Consider the following 15,078-nt stretch of genomic DNA (forward strand, 5'->3'; position numbering starts at 1 on the left):
CTATTACTGTATTTATATACAGTAATAGAGGTTTGAGCTGTTGCAAAGCGCCGTCGGGCAGAGCACGCCGTTGGCGCTGATTGCATAGCGGTCGATCAGCCGCCGCTGTGCTTCGTCACCTGCCCCAGGTCGTCGTTCGAGGTGCTTTGCAGGTCGCCCTTGCGCAGTCCCGCCACATCCGCGGCCTTCACCTCGGAACCCTGGTTGCCCCAGCTGGTGCGGATGAAGTTGACCACATCGGCCACCTCCTGGTCCGACAGGCGCCAGGCGAAAGCCGGCATGGTGAAGGTCGATGGCGCGGTATGGGTCGCCGGCAAGGTACCGCCCTTGAGCACGATGTGGATCAAGGACGTGGCATCGGCGCTTTGCAGCACCGGGTTGCCCGCCAGCGCCGGGAACACCCGGGTATAGCCATGGCCGTCGGTACGGTGGCACGCCGCGCAGTTGTCGATGTACACCGCCGCCCCCGGCTTGCTGTCGTCACCTTTCCACAACGCCTCGGCCACCGCCTTGTCGTACTGGTGCGGCTGGTCGTTGGCGTCCACCGCCGGCAGCGACTTGAGGTAACGGGCGATGGCCGTCAGGTCGTCCGCAGACATGTATTGCATGCTGTGCACCACCACGTCGCTCATGCCACCGAACACCGCGCCGCGGTCGCTGCGACCGGTCTTGAGGAACTGCACCAACTGCTCTTCGCTCCAACTGCCGAGGCCGTCCTTGTGGTCACCGCGCAGGCTCTTGGCGATCCAGCCTTCCAGCGGCGCGCTGCCGGCCAGGAAGTCGCTGCCTTCGCTGGCGCTCAGGGCTTTCTCCTGCATGGTCAGGGCGCGCGGCGTGTGGCAGGCGCCACAGTGGCCGAGGCCTTCCACCAGATAGGCACCGCGGCTGACCACCGGGTCTTGCGCAGCCTGCGCCTGGCCGCTGCCTTGCGCGCCCGCTACGCTCGGCGCGAACATCCAGCGCCAGCCCGCCAGCGGCCAGCGCATGCTCAGCGGCCAGGGGATGTCGCTGTCGCGGTTCTCCTGGACCACCGGCGCCACGCCTTGCATGAAGTAGGCATACAGCGCCTGCATGTCGGCGTCGCTGACCCGCGCATAGGACGGGTAGGGCATGGCCGGGTACAGGCTGCTGCCGTTCTTGGCCACACCGTGGCGCACGGCCTTGTCGAAGTCGTCGAAGCTGTACTCGCCGATGCCGGTCTTGTCCGGGGTGATGTTGGTGGAATAGATCGTGCCGATCGGGGTTTCCATCGGCAGGCCGCCGGCAAACGGCTTGCCGTCCTTGGCGGTATGGCAGGCCACGCAGTCACCGGCACGGGCCAGGTATTCGCCCTGCTTGATCAAGGCTTGCCGATCGGTTTCGGCGGCGCAGAGGGAAGCGCTGCCGAGCAGCGCCAGGGTCGCGATAACGAGGGTTTTCATGGTCATCGCTCCTTATGCCTGGACCAGCGGGCCGGGGTTTTTCAGGTACTGCTCGCGGATCGCGCGGGCCGACCAGTAGGTCAACGCGGCCACCAGGCCGGTCGGGTTGTAGCCCAGGCCCTGGGGGAAGGCCGAAGCGCCCGGGACGAACACGTTGTGCACGTCCCAGCTCTGCAGGTAACGGTTCAAGGCACTGGTTTTCGGGTCGGTGCCCATGATCGCGCCACCGTTGAGGTGGGTGGTCTGGTAGGACGCGGTGTTGAAGTGCTCGCCGACCTTCTTGCCCAGCACCGCGATGGCCTTGGGGTTCATCGCCTCGGCGATCTTGCCCATCTTCTCGACCATGAAGCGGTTCATCTTGATGTCGTTTTCCTGCCAGTCGAAGGTCATGCGCAGCAGCGGCAAGCCGTAGGCGTCGCGGTACACCGGGTCGAGATCGAGGTAGTTGCCGCGGTAGGACTGGTGGGCACCGTGGGCGTCCATCGACACCTGGTGGGTGTAGTAGTCGGCGGTGGCCTTCTTCCAGGCGCTGCCCCAGGCCGGGGTGCCCGGCGGGTTGGAGGTGCCGGCGATCGGCCGGCTGCCGGCCTGGTTGACCCAGAACGGCGAGCCACCGACGAAGCCGTGGGGGCCGTGGTCGAAGTTGTCGGCGTTGAAGTCGTCCACCGCCACGCCATTGCCGCCGGCGCCGATGAAGTTGTTGGTGTGCACGTCCTTGTCGAAATAGGCCTTGATGGTGGCCATGTTCTGGTAGGCGAAGTTCTTGCCCACCACGCCTTCGCCAGTGATCGGGTCGTACGGCTTGCCGATGCCGGACAGCAGCATCAGGCGCACGTTATGGAACTGGAAGGCGCCGAGGATCACCAGGTCCGCCGGCTGCTCGATCTCCCGGCCCTGGCCGTCGACGTAAGTGACGCCGGTCGCCTTGGTCTTGGTGCTGTCGAGGTTGACCTTGAGCACGTGGGAGTTGGGGCGCAGCTCGAAATTCGGCAGCGGCTTGAGGGCCGGCAGGATGTTCACGTTCGGCGAAGCCTTGGAGTACATGTAGCAGACGTAGCCGCTGCAGAACCCGCAGAAGTTGCACGGCCCCATTTGCGCGCCATAGGGGTTGGTGTACGGCCCCGAGGTGTTGGCCGACGGCAGGTTGTAGGGCTTGTAGCCGACTTCGCCGGCGGCCTTCTGGAACAGCTGGGCGGAGTAGGTGTTCTTCTGCGACTCCAGCGGGAAATGCTCCGAACGGTCCGGCGCGTAAGGGTTGCCGCCCTTGCCTTCACCGACCAGCTGGCCTTTCACGGTCCAGGCCTGGCCCGAGGTGCCGAAGACTTTTTCCGCGTAGTCGAAGAACGGCTCCAGTTCTTCGTAGGTGACGCCGAAGTCCTGGATGGTCATGTCCTTGGGGATGAAGTGCTTGCCGTAGCGTTCTTCATAGTGGCTGCGCATACGCAGCTCGATCGGGTCGGCGCGAAAGTGCACGCCGGACCAGTGCAGACCGGCGCCGCCGACGCCGTTGCCCGGCAGGAACGCGCCCAGCTGGCGGTTCGGCAGGGCCACGTCGTTGACGCTGTGGCGAATGGTCACCGTCTCCCGGGAGATGTCCTGGAAGAGCTTCTTGCGCACGCTGTAGGTGAGTTCGTCGATCACCTGCGGGTAGTTGCCGTCCGGGTAGGTGTCCTGCATCGGCCCGCGCTCCAGCGCCAGCACGTTGAGCCCGGCCTCGGTCAGCTCCTTGGCCATGATCGCGCCAGTCCAGCCAAACCCCACGATCACCGCGTCGACCTTCTTCATTACCGTTGCCATGCTCAAGCCCTCTCGCCGCGAATCGACACTGCCGGGAAAGGGTATTGCTCGTTGCGTTCCACCCAGTCCATGAAATCGGCGCGAGCGCCAGGGAAGCCGATCAAGGTCCAGCCGACCATGCCTTTATTGCCGCCGTGGATCGGGTCGCAGAAGAACCCTTCCTTGGTGTTTTGCAGCAAAAGATTGAAGAAAATCTTCGGCGGAACGCTGTCGAATGTGGGCTTTCCCGCTTCGAGCTGCTTGAGCAAATCGTCTCGGGTAGCGCTGTCTTGCGCGGCAAATGTTTTACCGTTGAAGGCTTTCGACCATGCATCCGTCGCGGCAATGCCCAGGCGATAGATCTCCTTGGGCACCAGTTTGCTCTGCCAGCCCATCTCCGGCGCCGCGTCGGCGTTGAACGGACCTTGCATGTACCACAGGGCACCCGCGGCGTAGGGGGTGTTCATCTGTCGGTCGATGTATTCCGGCACACCGGCTTCCAGGGCGCCCGGGCCTTGTTCGTCGGCCGGGATCAGGCGCTCTACCGCGGCCTGGACAAAGGCCCACTCTTCGGCGGTGAAATAGGTCGGCTGGTAAGCCTCGGTGCTGGCCGGGGTTCGGGCCGGCTCCACCGGCTTGGGCGCTTCGGGGGCGGCCATCAGCATCGAGCTGCCAAGACCGGTACTGGCGACCGTGACCACCGGGATCAAGGTCAGGGATTTGCGCAGAAACTCACGCCGCGGGTTGTCTTGATCGTGATCAGACATGGGGGTGCACCTCACACTAGGCATTCACGGGTTGGGCAGCCGCGTCATGGCGTGGCTTGTCGTTCTGGCGGCGATTGGGAGCGCCGGGGAAACACAGTTCAGCAAACTTTGGTTACAAATGGTAGCAGGCTAAGCATTCGAATAAATCGTTTGCGTTGCAAAAAAGTCGCGATTGCCGAGAAAAAACCTCTATTGCCGCGGCTTCACGTTTCTTTGACGAGCGCCTCACAGGACGTTGACCGGCCCGGATGGAAGCTAGGCTCCATCCATCCCCATTTCCGGTCACGGCCTTGCGCATGCACAACTTTCGTACCCTTCCCGCCCTCTGCCTGTCCCTGCTGACGCTGCTTGCCTGGCCCCAGGCCCAGGCCGCCGAAACCGGCGCGACCCGCCCGGCCCAGTGGGCCCAGCCGGTGGAAACCCACTACAACCTGTACCAGATGTCGCCGACGCTCTACCGCAGCGCCTTGCCGGACAGCGGCGCCGTGCCTTTGCTGGAAAAGCTCAAGGTGGGCACGGTGATCAACTTCCTGCCGGAGTCCGACGCCAGCTGGCTGCAGGCCCCGGCAATCAAGCAGGTGCAATTGCCTTACCGGACCAATCACGTTGACGACGCCGATGTGCTGGCGGCCTTGCGCGCGATCCAGAACGCCGAAAGCGAGGGTCCGGTGCTGATGCACTGCAAGCACGGCTCGGACCGCACCGGCCTGATGTCGGCGATGTATCGGGTGGTGGTTCAGGGCTGGAGCAAGGAGGAGGCGCTGAATGAAATGACCGGAGGCGGGTTTGGCGACAGTTCCCACTTCAAGGACGGCATTCGCTACATGATGCAGGCCGATGTCGACAAGTTGCGCACCGCCCTGGCCAATGGCGATTGCAGCACCAGCGTGTTCGCCATCTGTTCGGTGAAAAGCTGGTTCGAGACGGTGAGCGTCAGCAAGCCGGCGAATTGAGCAAGGAAAGGGGGTCGATGCGCTCCTGTAGGATCGAGCTTGCTGGCGATAGCGGCGCAGCAGACACACCGCGGCGCCCTGATCGCCAGCAAGCTTGGCTCCTACACAAGCCTGGGGGTTACTTCGCGTCGTCGGTCTTTTTCTTCAACTTGGGGTTGGGGAAAAACTGCACCGACTGGACCTTGGCATCCGGCGCCTTGAGGGCCGTGGTGTTGACCCGCGTGCCCAGTTCCTTGGGCACCGACAGCCCCTGTTCATTCAGGGTGTCGGAATAACCGCAGGCCACGCACTCGCGATGGGGAACGTCGTCTTCGCTCCACATCATCAACTTGTCCTGCTCGCTGCACGCCGGGCAGACCGCCCCGGCGATAAAGCGTTTTTTCGTCTTCACTGGCCCCTCGCTCATGCCGCTGCGTCCTCGGTGAGGCCGCTGTGGCGCAAGAGTGCGTCAATCGACGGTGCGCGTCCGCGGAAGTCGACGAACAGCACCATCGGCTCCTGGGAACCGCCACGGGCCAGGATCGCCTCGCGGAACGCGCGACCGGTCTCGGCATTCAGCACGCCTTCTTCCTCGAACTTCGAGAAGGCATCGGCCGACAGCACTTCGGCCCACTTGTAGCTGTAGTAACCCGCCGCGTAACCGCCGGCGAAGATGTGCGCGAAGCTGTTGGGGAAGCGGTTGTAGGCTGGCGGACGCATCACCGAGACCTCGTCGCGCACGCCTTCGAGCACTTGCAGCACGCTACGGCCGTCACCATGGGTGGCATGCAGTTCGAAGTCGAACAGCGAGAATTCCAGCTGGCGCACCATCATCAGGCCGGACTGGAAATTTTTCGCCGCGAGCATTTTTTCCAGCAGGTCCTGGGGCAGCGGCTCGCCGGTTTCATAGTGACCGGAGATCAGCGCCAGGCCTTCCGGCTCCCAGCACCAGTTCTCCATGAACTGGCTCGGCAGCTCCACCGCGTCCCAGGCCACGCCGTTGATGCCGGAAACGCCGGCATGTTCGACGCGGGTCAGCAGGTGATGCAGGCCATGGCCGAATTCGTGGAACAGGGTGGTGACTTCATCGTGGGTCAGCAGGGCAGGCTTGCCGCTGTCGGCCGGGGTGAAGTTGCATACCAGGTTGGCCACCGGGCTTTGCAGTACACCGTCAATGGTGCGGCGACGGTCACGGGCGCCGTCCATCCAGGCACCGCCACGCTTGTTGGCGCGGGCATACAGGTCGAAGAAGAAACGCCCCACGTGCTGGCCGTTTTCCTTGATCTCGAACAGGCGTACATCCGGGTGCCAGCTGTCGAAGCCTTTCAGTTCGGCGATCTCGATGCCGTACAGGCGCTGGACGATGGCGAACAGGCCGCCGAGTACCTTGTCGATCGGGAAGTAGGCGCGCAGGGTTTCCTGGGCCACGCTGTAGCGCTGCTCGCGCAGCTTCTCGCCGTAGAAACCGCTGTCCCAGCTTTGCAGGTCCGGGCAGCCTTGCTCGGCGGCGTAGGCCTTGAGCTGTTGCAGGTCCTGGGCAGCGAACGGTTTGCTGCGCTTGGCCAGGTCCCGCAGGAAGCTCAGCACCTGGTCGCTGGACTCGGCCATCTTGGTGGCCAGGCTCAGCTCGGCGAAGTTGGCGTAGCCCAGCAGTTGGGCCAGTTCCTGGCGCAGGTCGAGGATTTCCTGCATGACGGGGCCGTTGTCGTTCTGGCCGGCATTCGGGCCCTGGTCCGACGCGCGGGTGCAGTAGGCGGCGTAGACTTCTTCGCGCAACGCGCGGTCTTCGGCGTAGGTCATCACCGCGTAGTAGCTGGGGAACTCCAGGGTGATCAGCCAGCCTTGCAGGTCCTTGGCCTGGGCCGCGGCAGCCATCTGCGCCTTGGCCGACGCAGTCAGGCCGGCCAGGGCCGCTTCGTCGGTGACGTGCTTGGTCCAGGCCTGGGTGGCGTCGAGCAGCTGGTTGGAGAAGCGGCTGCCCAGTTCGGAGAGCTTGCTCTGCACTTCGGCGTAACGCTTCTGCTGCTCTGGCGGCAGGTCGATACCCGACAGGCGGAAGTCACGCAGGGAGTGTTCCAGGATAGTTTTTTGCGCCACGTCGAAACCGGAGGCTTGCGGGCTGCCCGCCAGGGCTTCGAAGGCCTGGAACAGCTCGCGGTTCTGCCCCAGCTCGGTGGAATAGGCGCTCAGGGCCGGCAGGCAGGACTCATAGGCCTCGCGCAGTTCGGCGCTGTTGCACACGGCATTGAGGTGGCTGACCGGGCTCCAGGCCGCGCCCAGGCGGTCGTTGAGTTCGTCCATGGCCAGTACCAGGCCGGCCCAGGTCGGTTGCGTGCCCTGGTTCTTGAGGATTTCAGCGATGGCGGCGCGGTTGTCAGCCAGGATCTGTTCGATGGCCGGCTGTACGTGCTCGGCGCGGATCGCCGAAAACGGCGGCAGGTCGTAGGGCTGCAGAAGAGGGTTGTTCACACTCACGGTTGGCACCTTGGCTGGAAGAAACGTAGCGTCATCTTAATTACAATCGACGCACACCGCAGCTATCGACCCCATTAATAAATGTCAGAGCAGGTATCCAACTTGGCCATTCGCAGCTATCAGAACCACACGCCCATCCTTGGCCCGCGGGCCTTCGTCGACAGCTCGGCGGTGGTGATCGGCGACGTCGAAATCGGTGCCGACAGTTCGGTCTGGCCACTCACGGTGATCCGCGGCGACATGCACCGCATCCGCATCGGCGCCCGCACCAGCGTGCAGGACGGCAGCGTGCTGCACATCACCCACGCCGGCCCCTTCAACCCGGACGGCTTCCCGCTGCTGATCGGCGACGACGTGACCATCGCCCACAAGGTGATGCTGCACGGTTGCAGCGTCGGCAGCCGAGTGCTGATCGGCATGGGCAGCATCGTCATGGACGGCGCGGTGGTGGAAGACGATGTGATCGTCGGCGCTGGCAGCCTGGTGCCGCCGGGCAAACGCCTGGAAAGCGGCTTCCTCTACGTGGGCAGCCCGGTGAAACAGGCCCGCCCGCTGACCGACAAGGAGCGTGCCTTCTTCACCTACAGCGCCGCCAACTACGTGAAGCTCAAGGACCTGCACCTGGCCGAAGGCTACGACCAGGCTTGAGCCCCGACCCACCGCCCAGGAATCCACATGCATTACCAAACCGTTCTGTTCGACCTCGATGGCACCCTGACCGACCCGCGCGAAGGCATCACCCGCTCGATCCAGTTCGCCCTCGGCAAGCTGGGCATCGACGAGCCCGACCTGAGCAAGCTGGAACACTTCATCGGTCCGCCGCTGTTGCAGGCGTTCATGCAGTTCTACGGCTTCGACGAAGCCAGGGCCTGGGAGGCGGTGAATTTCTACCGCGAGCGTTTCAAGGTCACCGGCCTGTATGAGAACCGCGTGTTCGATGGCGTCACGCCCCTGCTGGAAACCCTCGGCGGGCAAGGCCGCCAGCTGTACATCGCGACCTCCAAGCCATGGGTGTTCGCCCGCGAGATCGCCCGGCACTTCAATTTCGCCCGGCACTTCAAGGTGATCTACGGCAGCGAACTGGACGGCACCCGCACCGACAAGGTCGAGCTGATCCGCCACCTGATCAGCGAAGAAGGCCTGGACCCCAGCGATACCCTGATGATCGGCGACCGCAAGCACGACCTGATCGGCGCCCGCCGTAACGGGCTGGATGCGGCGGCGGTGGGTTATGGCTTCGGCAGCCACGAAGAACTGAGCGCCGAGGCGCCGACCTATCACTTCCAGACCCTGGATGAGCTGCATCAGGCGTTCCTGCAGCGCTGAGCCACCGGCCATCGCGGGCTTCTGCTCGACGCTCGCTTGCCCGCGATGGCGTCCTTTTCAGGCGGCGTTCATCAGTGCTTGCAGCGCCGCCTTGCGCTTTTCAGCTGGCAGCGCGCCGAGCTTCTCCACGGCCTGGTAAAAGGCCGGCCAATCCCCGTTCACCTGCTTGAACAAGGCGGCGAATGCCGGTACCCACTGGTCGTACAGGCCAAAAGGCAGCAGCCTGGCATTGTTCAGCGGGGTGTTGATCCAGAAGTCGTAGCGCGCGTCGCCATGCCATTGGCTGTCCTTCAGCTGTCGGTAATCCCGGCGCAGCTGTTCGAATTCGGCGGCCTTGCGCTGGCGCATCTGCTCGGCTGGGAGCGGCAGGGTATACAGGCGTTCCAGGCGTTGGCGGGTATCGAGGATCAACTGGATGAACTGGTCCTTCTGCTTGACCAGGGCATCGCTGGCCGGCGCCAGGCCGCGGGCCGCGCGCCATTGCCGGGTGCCTTCCTGCTCGACGAAGGTGGCGAAGGATTCGTTGAACTCGGTGTCGTCCTTCACATAAAAGCGCTGATGGGCCAGCTCATGGAAGATCAGGGTCGCCAGGCGCTCGTCGCCCCAATGCAGCATCGAACTGAGGATCGGGTCGTTGAACCAGCCCAGGGTCGAATAGGCCTCCACCCCACCAATGGCCACATCCATGCCCTGCTGTTTCTGCAAGGCCGCCTCGCCACGGGCCGCGCCCTGGCTGTAGTAGCCGCGATAGGCCACGCAGCCGGCAATCGGGAAGCAGTGGGTCTTGGGGCTTAGGGAAAACTCAGGGGTGCTGAATACATTCCACACCACGTAGGGCCGGCCGATGTCAGCGTAGAGGCGATAGCTCTGGTTGTCCGGCAGGTGCAGGTGCTGGCTGGCAAAAAGCCGGGCCTTCTGCGACTGGGCCAGATGGGCACGCAATAACGGGTCGCGAGCCGGGTCGGCGATGACCTGCTCGACCGGCGTGCGGGCCTGCAACAGCTGCCATTGGCCACTGGCCAGTTGGCCGTAGTAACCCACGCTGGAACAACCGTTGAGCGACAAAAGCAGCAAGCCCGGAAACAAAAAGCGCAAAAGATGATCAAGTAACCCATGGCTTGAACGCGGCCTAATCAAATCGAATCATCCTTCGAGAGTCTGCCCCCAAGACTATCTCGCCTGCCTGGAGTTTCGCTATGCGCGTGTTGCTGCTGACCACCGGACTCTTGACCTTGAGCGGCTGTGCCGGATTGCCCGCCCCCGATCCGACGCAAGCCTGGATCGACCTCGACACCCACCAGGACACCGCCCTGCAGGCGCTGGAGGTCGACGAAAAGGCCTGGGTGGACCGCCGATATTTCGAGGTCCAGCCCGGCAACCATGAGCTGAAGGTGCGCTACCAGTTCGCCGTGGAGCCCAGCAACATCGGCCCGGACAGCGAACCGCTGTGGCGCGACTGCCAGCTGAATGTGAAATACAAGGACTTCAACGCCGGCCAGCGCTATCAGTTGCAGACCGGCAATATCGGCTTCCGGCCCTGGGCCAGACTCTATGACCAGCAGCGCAATCTGGTGGGTACCGGCCAACCGGCGGGCTGCCAGCGCACCTGATCGGCGCTATGCTTGAGGCCTTTCCCCGGACGGCCCGACCTCATGCGCCAACCCTTGCTGCTGCTTGCCCTGACCGGCCTCGTTGCCTGCTCCAGCCCCCTGCCGGCGGTGGATCCGCAGCAGGCCTGGGTCGATTTCGCCACCCCGACGCCGGGCGGCAAGCTGCTGATGGCCGAGCGCCTGGACAACCAGCGCCTGACCGACGGCCGCTATTTCCAGGTCACCCCGGGTAGTCATGAGTTGATGGTGCGTTTCGATTTCGAGGTATTCAGCGGGCGCCTCGGCCTGCTGAACGATCCGGCGGAGCGCCTGTGCTACCTGAGCGTGCGCTACGACCATTTCGAAGCCGGCCAGCGTTACCTGCTGGAAGCCCGCTCGCTGGGTTTCTCTCCCAGTGCCCGGTTGTACAACGCCAAGCGTGAGCTGCTGGCCGAAGACCATAGGGTCAACTGCGTGATCTGAACGATCAGCTGTCGTTGCGCTGATAGATGATTGCCTTGGTGCCGTTTTCACAGGTACCGACCACCATGGCCACGTCGTGCTTTTCGGCTTCCTCCTTGCTGACAATCTCCAGGGTATAGGAGGGCACGGCGTTGGCCTGGATCTTGATTTCAATCTCTTTCTTGAGTTCTTCGCAATCCTTCGGAGCCGCCAGGGCCGAGGTGGCCAGCGCGCAACAAACAACTGCCAGGGCAAAACGTTTCATGATGTGGAGCTCCCTTTGATGCAGCGCCCATGGTCATGGGCTGAGCCTGCAGTCGGCTATTCGACCACATTTTCATGAAGCGAGTTCTGACGCCGCGCATATCGGCGCGGGAGTTTCGATAGGAATGCAATCGCGAGCCAGTTCGCGCCTACGGGTTCGAAGGCATGAGCGAGCTGGCTCGCGAAGCGATACGACAGGTTAAAACACCGTCAGCTGACCAGCGTCGCATCCAGGCTGATCCTGGCATTCAGCACCTTGGACACCGGGCAACCTTCCTTGGCCTTCTTGCTCAGCTCATCGAACTGCTGCTGGCTGGCGCCGGGAATCTTCGCCTTGAGGATCAGGTGCACCGCGGTGATCGCAAAACCGCCATCGACCTGGTCCAGCGTCACTTCGGCGTTGGTGTCGATGCTGTCGGCCTTGAGCCCGGCCTCGCCGAGAATCATCGAGAAGGCCATGGAAAAACATCCCGCGTGCGCGGCGCCGATCAGTTCTTCCGGGTTGGTGCCCTTGCCACCCTCGAAACGCGCCTTGAAGCCGTAAGGTGCATCGCGCAGTACCCCGGTTTCCGTGGAAATCGAGCCAATGCCGGTTTTCAGGTCGCCTTCCCAGTGAGCCGATGCTTTCTTGATGATGCTCATGTCTGTCTCCTCGAGAACGGGCGCGAAAGGCGCGCCCTTGTGGTTTTCTGCTACTCAGGGTTCTAGAGGATAGAAGGCCCGGCGAAGTTCATCCTGTCTGAATCCACCGTTTATCCGGACAGCAAATTCAGCCTGGCTATTGAAACTCGGGTATATGCCCACATTGCATGAAACAGGCTTACAGCATTCGGCAGGTTTTGGCTCATGACAAAGGCCTGCACACCAAAGGAGAAGCAGGTTCATGAAACCACTGTCCGACGTTAAGTTTTCCACCCTCGACCTGGTCCCCGTGCGCGAGGACGGCAGCCCGGCGCAATCGCTGCGCAATTCCCTGGACCTGGCCCGCCATGTAGAGAAGTTCGGCTACACCCGCTTCTGGGTCGCCGAGCACCACAACATGGACGGTATCGCCAGCTCCGCAACTTCGGTGCTGCTGGGCTACCTGGCCGGCGGCACCTCGAGCATTCGCGTCGGCTCCGGCGGCGTGATGCTGCCCAACCATGCGCCGCTGGTGATCGCCGAGCAGTTCGGCACCCTGGAAAGCCTGTACCCGGGGCGTATCGACCTGGGCCTGGGCCGCGCGCCGGGTTCGGACCAGATGACCGCCCGCGCCCTGCGCCGCGAACGGTCCGGCAGCGCCGACGACTTCCCTGAAGACGTGGCCGAGTTGATGGCCTACCTCGGCCCACGCACCCCGGAACAACGGGTGATCGCGGTGCCGGGAACCGGTACCCAAGTGCCGGTGTGGTTGCTGGGTTCCAGCCTGTTCAGCGCGCAACTGGCCGGCGAGCGCGGCTTGCCTTACGCCTTCGCCTCGCATTTCGCACCGCGCTACATGCACGAGGCGATTCGCGTGTACCGCAATCACTTCAAGCCTTCGGCCGTGCTCGACAAGCCTTACGTGATGCTCGGCGTGCCGCTGGTGGCGGCCGATACCGACGAACAGGCCGACTATCTGGCGACCTCGGTGTACCAGCGGATCCTCGCGCTGATGCGCGGCCAGAGCCTGGTGCAGCGCAAACCGGTGAAGAGCATGGAGGGCCTGTGGCTGCCCCATGAAAAAGAGGCGGTGGGCAGCTTCCTCGGCCTGGCCATGATCGGCAGCCCGGCGAAGATCCGCGCCAAGCTCGAAGTGCTGATCGAACAGACCGGCGCCGATGAGCTGATCTTTACCTGCGACCTGTACGAGCACGCCGACCGCCTGCATTCCTACGAACTGCTGGCGCAAGTGATGAAGGGTTGAGTCTGCAATCGGGCCGAAGGACTGGGTGATCCAGAGGCCCTGCGCGCCCTTCGGTCGCGATCGCAGCCTGCGGGAGCGGCTACAGGGGCATGCCTGGCCTGAGTAATAACCGGGCACAAAAAAGCCGACGCATTGCGTCGGCTTTGTTCATTGCTACAAGGGCTCAGCCACGCTTGTAGACGATTTCCTTGGTACCGCCTTCGCAGGTACCGACCACTTTGCCGTCAGTCGCGCTGCCTTTTTCGACAATTTCCAGCGAATAACCCGACACCCCTTTGGCATCGATCTTCGCGGCGATTTCGCTTTTCAGCTCTTCGCATGATTTGCCGGCAGCAAGGGCTGTTCCCGCGACACTCAACAACGCTAAAGCCATTACCAGTTTTTTCATCGGTCACATTCCCTGGTCGAATCAAAATAAGCGTCAAGCCCCGGCCTGTTCGGCATCGAGGCAGATATAGCGCTTTGCCATTCCCTATGGCAATCGGCCAGCGCACAAGTTCAACAGCCTAGCCCAGGTTCAGCTGTTGGCAATGCGGAAACCAACTTTGAGCGTGACCTGGAAATGCGCGGCCTTGCCATCCTTGATATGCCCACGGGTTTCCGTGACCTCGAACCACTCCAGGTGCTGGATGCTTTTGCTGGCTTCGGCCAGCGCATTGTTGATGGCGTCTTCGATGCTGCTAGGGGACGAACCGACCAGTTCGACTTTCTTGTAGGTGTGATGATCAGACATGGCGCGCTCTCCTTATGAGGTAGATCAAAGCCTAGCAGCGATTAGCGGCAACACTTGAGTGAGCCCCGGCCCATCGAAGTTCAGATTTAATGCACTTTCGCCAGGCCGCGCAGTCGGACCCTACAGACCCTCAATCAACAATGCAGGAGAGCCACCATGGCCAACACTTCGTTACGCAAAGCCTCATTGGAAAGCATGGAAGCCGAGATCGAAAGTCTGCTCAAGTCCCTGGAGAGCCTCAAGGACGACGCTTCGGACGAATCGCGCAAAACCCTCAAAGCGCTGAAAAGCAACGCCGAGAGCGCGCTGAGACATTCGCGCAGCCTGCTCAGCGATGCCTATGAAGAAGTCAAAGTGAAAACCCGTGAAACCGGGATCGCCACCCGCGACTACGCCCAGCAGCACCCCTGGACCACCGCCGGCGTCGCCGTGGGCGCGCTGGGCCTGCTGGCCGCTTACCTGCTGTGCAAGCGCGGCAATTAAGGCGTCTGGCGCAGCTCGTTACTGAGCCACTGCGCCAGCTGCCGGGCGCGCCCGTCCGCGGCGCGCTTGGGTAGCCACAACGCCAGTTGCCCCGGGGTTTCACAGAAGCCCCACGGGGCAACCAGGCGTCCGGCACGCAGGTCCTCGGCCACCAGCGGCTGCGGCGCGATCGCCACACCCAGCCCGGCCACCGCGGCCTCCAGCAAATAATACAAATGCTCGAAACCCTGGCCGAACTTCAGCGCTCCGGCGTCGATGCCGTTCTGCCGTGCCCAGCTGGGCCAGGCCTGCGGGCGCGAGGTGGTCTGTAGCAACGTCTCGTTGAGCAGCGCACTGGCCGGCGCCTCGCGCAGTTGCTCGTAACGGCTGTAGCGGGGGCTGAGCACCGGGCCGATGCGCTCGCTGGCCAGCTCAAAGACCTGCATGTCCGCCGGCCACGGCGGCTCGGCGAATACCAGCAAGGCATCCAGCCCTGGCCGGCGCGGGTCGAGATCGCCTTCACCGGCCGACAGGTGCAGGCGCAGGTCCGGCAGGTCGGCATTCAGCCGCCCCAGGCGCGGAATGAACCAGCGCGCCAGCAGGCTGCCGGAACAGCCGAGCACGAAGGGCGCATCGACGGTGCTCTGGGTCAGCTCGGCGCAGACCGTGCGCAGGCGCTCGAAGGCATCGCTGCTGGCATCGCGCAGGCGCACACCGGCATCTGTGAGTTTAAGGCCGCGCCCTTCCTTGACGAACAGGCTCACCCCAAGATGCTCTTCGAGCACCTTCAATTGGCGGCTGACCGCACCATGGGTGACATGCAGCTGTTCGGCCGCCTGACTGACACTGTTCAGGCGAGCGGTGGCTTCGAAGGCCCGGAGGGCGTTCAACGGGGGCAAGTCGTGGCTCATGGGATATGTGAGTTTTCCTGACAGGTTGTGGCGATCTTATCGGTTTTCAGCCTGGGACGTCAGGGGTAGAGTGAA

General features: G+C 63.2%; 18 protein-coding genes. 7 read left to right on the forward strand and 11 right to left on the reverse strand.

What is annotated here, in order from left to right:
* Positions 1–95 precede the first annotated feature (95 nt).
* Genes CRO75_RS20300 through CRO75_RS20310 form a run of 3 tightly spaced genes read right to left on the reverse strand, consistent with a single transcriptional unit; the run spans position 96 to position 3,964 of the window.
* Complete coding sequence (locus tag CRO75_RS20300) at positions 96–1,421, reverse strand: cytochrome c (protein ID WP_062824112.1); 1,326 nt, start codon at positions 1,419–1,421, stop codon at positions 96–98.
* A gap of 12 nt (positions 1,422–1,433) precedes the next feature.
* Positions 1,434–3,218, reverse strand: coding sequence for a GMC family oxidoreductase (locus tag CRO75_RS20305; protein ID WP_097137713.1), 1,785 nt, complete (start codon positions 3,216–3,218; stop codon positions 1,434–1,436).
* A gap of 2 nt (positions 3,219–3,220) precedes the next feature.
* Entirely contained in the window at positions 3,221–3,964 is a 744-nt protein-coding gene (locus tag CRO75_RS20310; protein WP_097137715.1) for a gluconate 2-dehydrogenase subunit 3 family protein, read from the reverse strand.
* Between the two features lie 296 nt (positions 3,965–4,260).
* Here CRO75_RS20310 and CRO75_RS20315 point away from each other — a divergent pair, with 296 nt between their 5' ends.
* A complete protein-coding gene (locus CRO75_RS20315) occupies positions 4,261–4,917 on the forward strand; it encodes a tyrosine-protein phosphatase (RefSeq protein ID WP_097137717.1) in 657 nt (218 codons plus the stop codon).
* A gap of 118 nt (positions 4,918–5,035) precedes the next feature.
* On the opposite strand, the gene CRO75_RS20320 is transcribed toward CRO75_RS20315, so the two are convergent.
* Together CRO75_RS20320 and prlC are read right to left on the reverse strand one after the other, a co-directional pair.
* Entirely contained in the window at positions 5,036–5,323 is a 288-nt protein-coding gene (locus CRO75_RS20320) for a YheV family putative zinc ribbon protein (protein WP_087092822.1), read from the reverse strand.
* Positions 5,320–7,371, reverse strand: a complete 2,052-nt coding sequence (prlC, locus tag CRO75_RS20325; RefSeq protein WP_097137720.1) for an oligopeptidase A — start codon at positions 7,369–7,371, stop codon at positions 5,320–5,322. The genes CRO75_RS20320 and prlC overlap by 4 nt, the downstream gene beginning before the upstream one ends.
* 102 nt (positions 7,372–7,473) lie before the next feature.
* On the opposite strand from prlC, the gene CRO75_RS20330 reads away from it, so the two are divergent.
* Both CRO75_RS20330 and CRO75_RS20335 read left to right on the forward strand, forming a co-directional pair.
* A complete protein-coding gene (locus tag CRO75_RS20330) occupies positions 7,474–8,019 on the forward strand; it encodes a gamma carbonic anhydrase family protein (protein ID WP_025806838.1) in 546 nt (181 codons plus the stop codon).
* 27 nt (positions 8,020–8,046) lie between these two features.
* On the forward strand, positions 8,047–8,697 hold the full coding sequence (locus CRO75_RS20335; RefSeq protein WP_097137722.1) for an HAD family hydrolase: 651 nt from the start codon (positions 8,047–8,049) through the stop codon (positions 8,695–8,697).
* A 57-nt stretch (positions 8,698–8,754) separates the two neighbouring features.
* Here the strand turns inward: CRO75_RS20335 and CRO75_RS20340 are convergent, their stop codons facing one another.
* On the reverse strand, positions 8,755–9,834 hold the full coding sequence (locus CRO75_RS20340; RefSeq protein WP_097137724.1) for an aminopeptidase: 1,080 nt from the start codon (positions 9,832–9,834) through the stop codon (positions 8,755–8,757).
* 59 nt (positions 9,835–9,893) lie between these two features.
* Between CRO75_RS20340 and CRO75_RS20345 the strand changes: the two genes are divergently transcribed.
* Positions 9,894–10,307, forward strand: coding sequence for a hypothetical protein (locus CRO75_RS20345; protein WP_097137726.1), 414 nt, complete (start codon positions 9,894–9,896; stop codon positions 10,305–10,307).
* A gap of 42 nt (positions 10,308–10,349) precedes the next feature.
* The gene (locus CRO75_RS20350) at positions 10,350–10,769 is read left to right on the forward strand and encodes a hypothetical protein (protein ID WP_009041502.1); all 420 of its coding nucleotides are present in this window, start codon (positions 10,350–10,352) and stop codon (positions 10,767–10,769) included.
* A gap of 4 nt (positions 10,770–10,773) precedes the next feature.
* On the opposite strand, the gene CRO75_RS20355 is transcribed toward CRO75_RS20350, so the two are convergent.
* Together CRO75_RS20355 and CRO75_RS20360 are read right to left on the reverse strand one after the other, a co-directional pair.
* Entirely contained in the window at positions 10,774–11,013 is a 240-nt protein-coding gene (locus CRO75_RS20355; RefSeq protein ID WP_009041501.1) for a DUF1161 domain-containing protein, read from the reverse strand.
* A 209-nt stretch (positions 11,014–11,222) separates the two neighbouring features.
* Positions 11,223–11,654 carry an OsmC family protein gene (locus CRO75_RS20360; protein WP_009041500.1) on the reverse strand — a complete coding sequence of 144 codons (432 nt, stop codon included), beginning with the start codon at positions 11,652–11,654 and terminating at the stop codon, positions 11,223–11,225.
* A 241-nt stretch (positions 11,655–11,895) separates the two neighbouring features.
* On the opposite strand from CRO75_RS20360, the gene CRO75_RS20365 reads away from it, so the two are divergent.
* Positions 11,896–12,897, forward strand: a complete 1,002-nt coding sequence (locus CRO75_RS20365) for an LLM class flavin-dependent oxidoreductase (RefSeq protein ID WP_097137728.1) — start codon at positions 11,896–11,898, stop codon at positions 12,895–12,897.
* A gap of 163 nt (positions 12,898–13,060) precedes the next feature.
* Here the strand turns inward: CRO75_RS20365 and CRO75_RS20370 are convergent, their stop codons facing one another.
* Both CRO75_RS20370 and CRO75_RS20375 read right to left on the reverse strand, forming a co-directional pair.
* Positions 13,061–13,285 carry a DUF1161 domain-containing protein gene (locus CRO75_RS20370; RefSeq protein WP_085532596.1) on the reverse strand — a complete coding sequence of 75 codons (225 nt, stop codon included), beginning with the start codon at positions 13,283–13,285 and terminating at the stop codon, positions 13,061–13,063.
* Positions 13,286–13,414: 129 nt separating this feature from the next.
* Positions 13,415–13,630: a dodecin gene (locus CRO75_RS20375; protein ID WP_009041497.1), complete on the reverse strand. Its 216-nt coding sequence runs from the start codon at positions 13,628–13,630 to the stop codon at positions 13,415–13,417.
* 156 nt (positions 13,631–13,786) lie between these two features.
* On the opposite strand from CRO75_RS20375, the gene CRO75_RS20380 reads away from it, so the two are divergent.
* Positions 13,787–14,113: a DUF883 family protein gene (locus CRO75_RS20380; protein WP_007926179.1), complete on the forward strand. Its 327-nt coding sequence runs from the start codon at positions 13,787–13,789 to the stop codon at positions 14,111–14,113.
* On the opposite strand, the gene CRO75_RS20385 is transcribed toward CRO75_RS20380, so the two are convergent.
* Positions 14,110–15,003, reverse strand: a complete 894-nt coding sequence (locus tag CRO75_RS20385) for a LysR family transcriptional regulator (RefSeq protein WP_062824120.1) — start codon at positions 15,001–15,003, stop codon at positions 14,110–14,112. The genes CRO75_RS20380 and CRO75_RS20385 overlap by 4 nt on opposite strands.
* Positions 15,004–15,078 lie beyond the last annotated feature (75 nt).

Source organism: Pseudomonas sp. LAMO17WK12:I10, from assembly GCF_900215185.1.
GTDB classification, from domain to species: domain Bacteria; phylum Pseudomonadota; class Gammaproteobacteria; order Pseudomonadales; family Pseudomonadaceae; genus Aquipseudomonas; species Aquipseudomonas chlororaphis.

Coding starts and splice junctions, on each gene's coding strand:
- CRO75_RS20300 (WP_062824112.1), bottom strand. CDS start 1,421: ATGAAAACCCTCGTTATCGCGACCCTGGCGCTGCTCGGCAGCGCTTCC.
- CRO75_RS20310 (WP_097137715.1), bottom strand. CDS start 3,964: ATGTCTGATCACGATCAAGACAACCCGCGGCGTGAGTTTCTGCGCAAA.
- CRO75_RS20355 (WP_009041501.1), bottom strand. CDS start 11,013: ATGAAACGTTTTGCCCTGGCAGTTGTTTGTTGCGCGCTGGCCACCTCG.
- CRO75_RS20350 (WP_009041502.1), top strand. CDS start 10,350: ATGCGCCAACCCTTGCTGCTGCTTGCCCTGACCGGCCTCGTTGCCTGC.
- CRO75_RS20320 (WP_087092822.1), bottom strand. CDS start 5,323: ATGAGCGAGGGGCCAGTGAAGACGAAAAAACGCTTTATCGCCGGGGCG.
- CRO75_RS20360 (WP_009041500.1), bottom strand. CDS start 11,654: ATGAGCATCATCAAGAAAGCATCGGCTCACTGGGAAGGCGACCTGAAA.
- CRO75_RS20385 (WP_062824120.1), bottom strand. CDS start 15,003: ATGAGCCACGACTTGCCCCCGTTGAACGCCCTCCGGGCCTTCGAAGCC.
- CRO75_RS20335 (WP_097137722.1), top strand. CDS start 8,047: ATGCATTACCAAACCGTTCTGTTCGACCTCGATGGCACCCTGACCGAC.
- CRO75_RS20345 (WP_097137726.1), top strand. CDS start 9,894: ATGCGCGTGTTGCTGCTGACCACCGGACTCTTGACCTTGAGCGGCTGT.
- CRO75_RS20370 (WP_085532596.1), bottom strand. CDS start 13,285: ATGAAAAAACTGGTAATGGCTTTAGCGTTGTTGAGTGTCGCGGGAACA.
- CRO75_RS20305 (WP_097137713.1), bottom strand. CDS start 3,218: ATGGCAACGGTAATGAAGAAGGTCGACGCGGTGATCGTGGGGTTTGGC.
- CRO75_RS20375 (WP_009041497.1), bottom strand. CDS start 13,630: ATGTCTGATCATCACACCTACAAGAAAGTCGAACTGGTCGGTTCGTCC.
- CRO75_RS20315 (WP_097137717.1), top strand. CDS start 4,261: ATGCACAACTTTCGTACCCTTCCCGCCCTCTGCCTGTCCCTGCTGACG.
- CRO75_RS20380 (WP_007926179.1), top strand. CDS start 13,787: ATGGCCAACACTTCGTTACGCAAAGCCTCATTGGAAAGCATGGAAGCC.
- CRO75_RS20365 (WP_097137728.1), top strand. CDS start 11,896: ATGAAACCACTGTCCGACGTTAAGTTTTCCACCCTCGACCTGGTCCCC.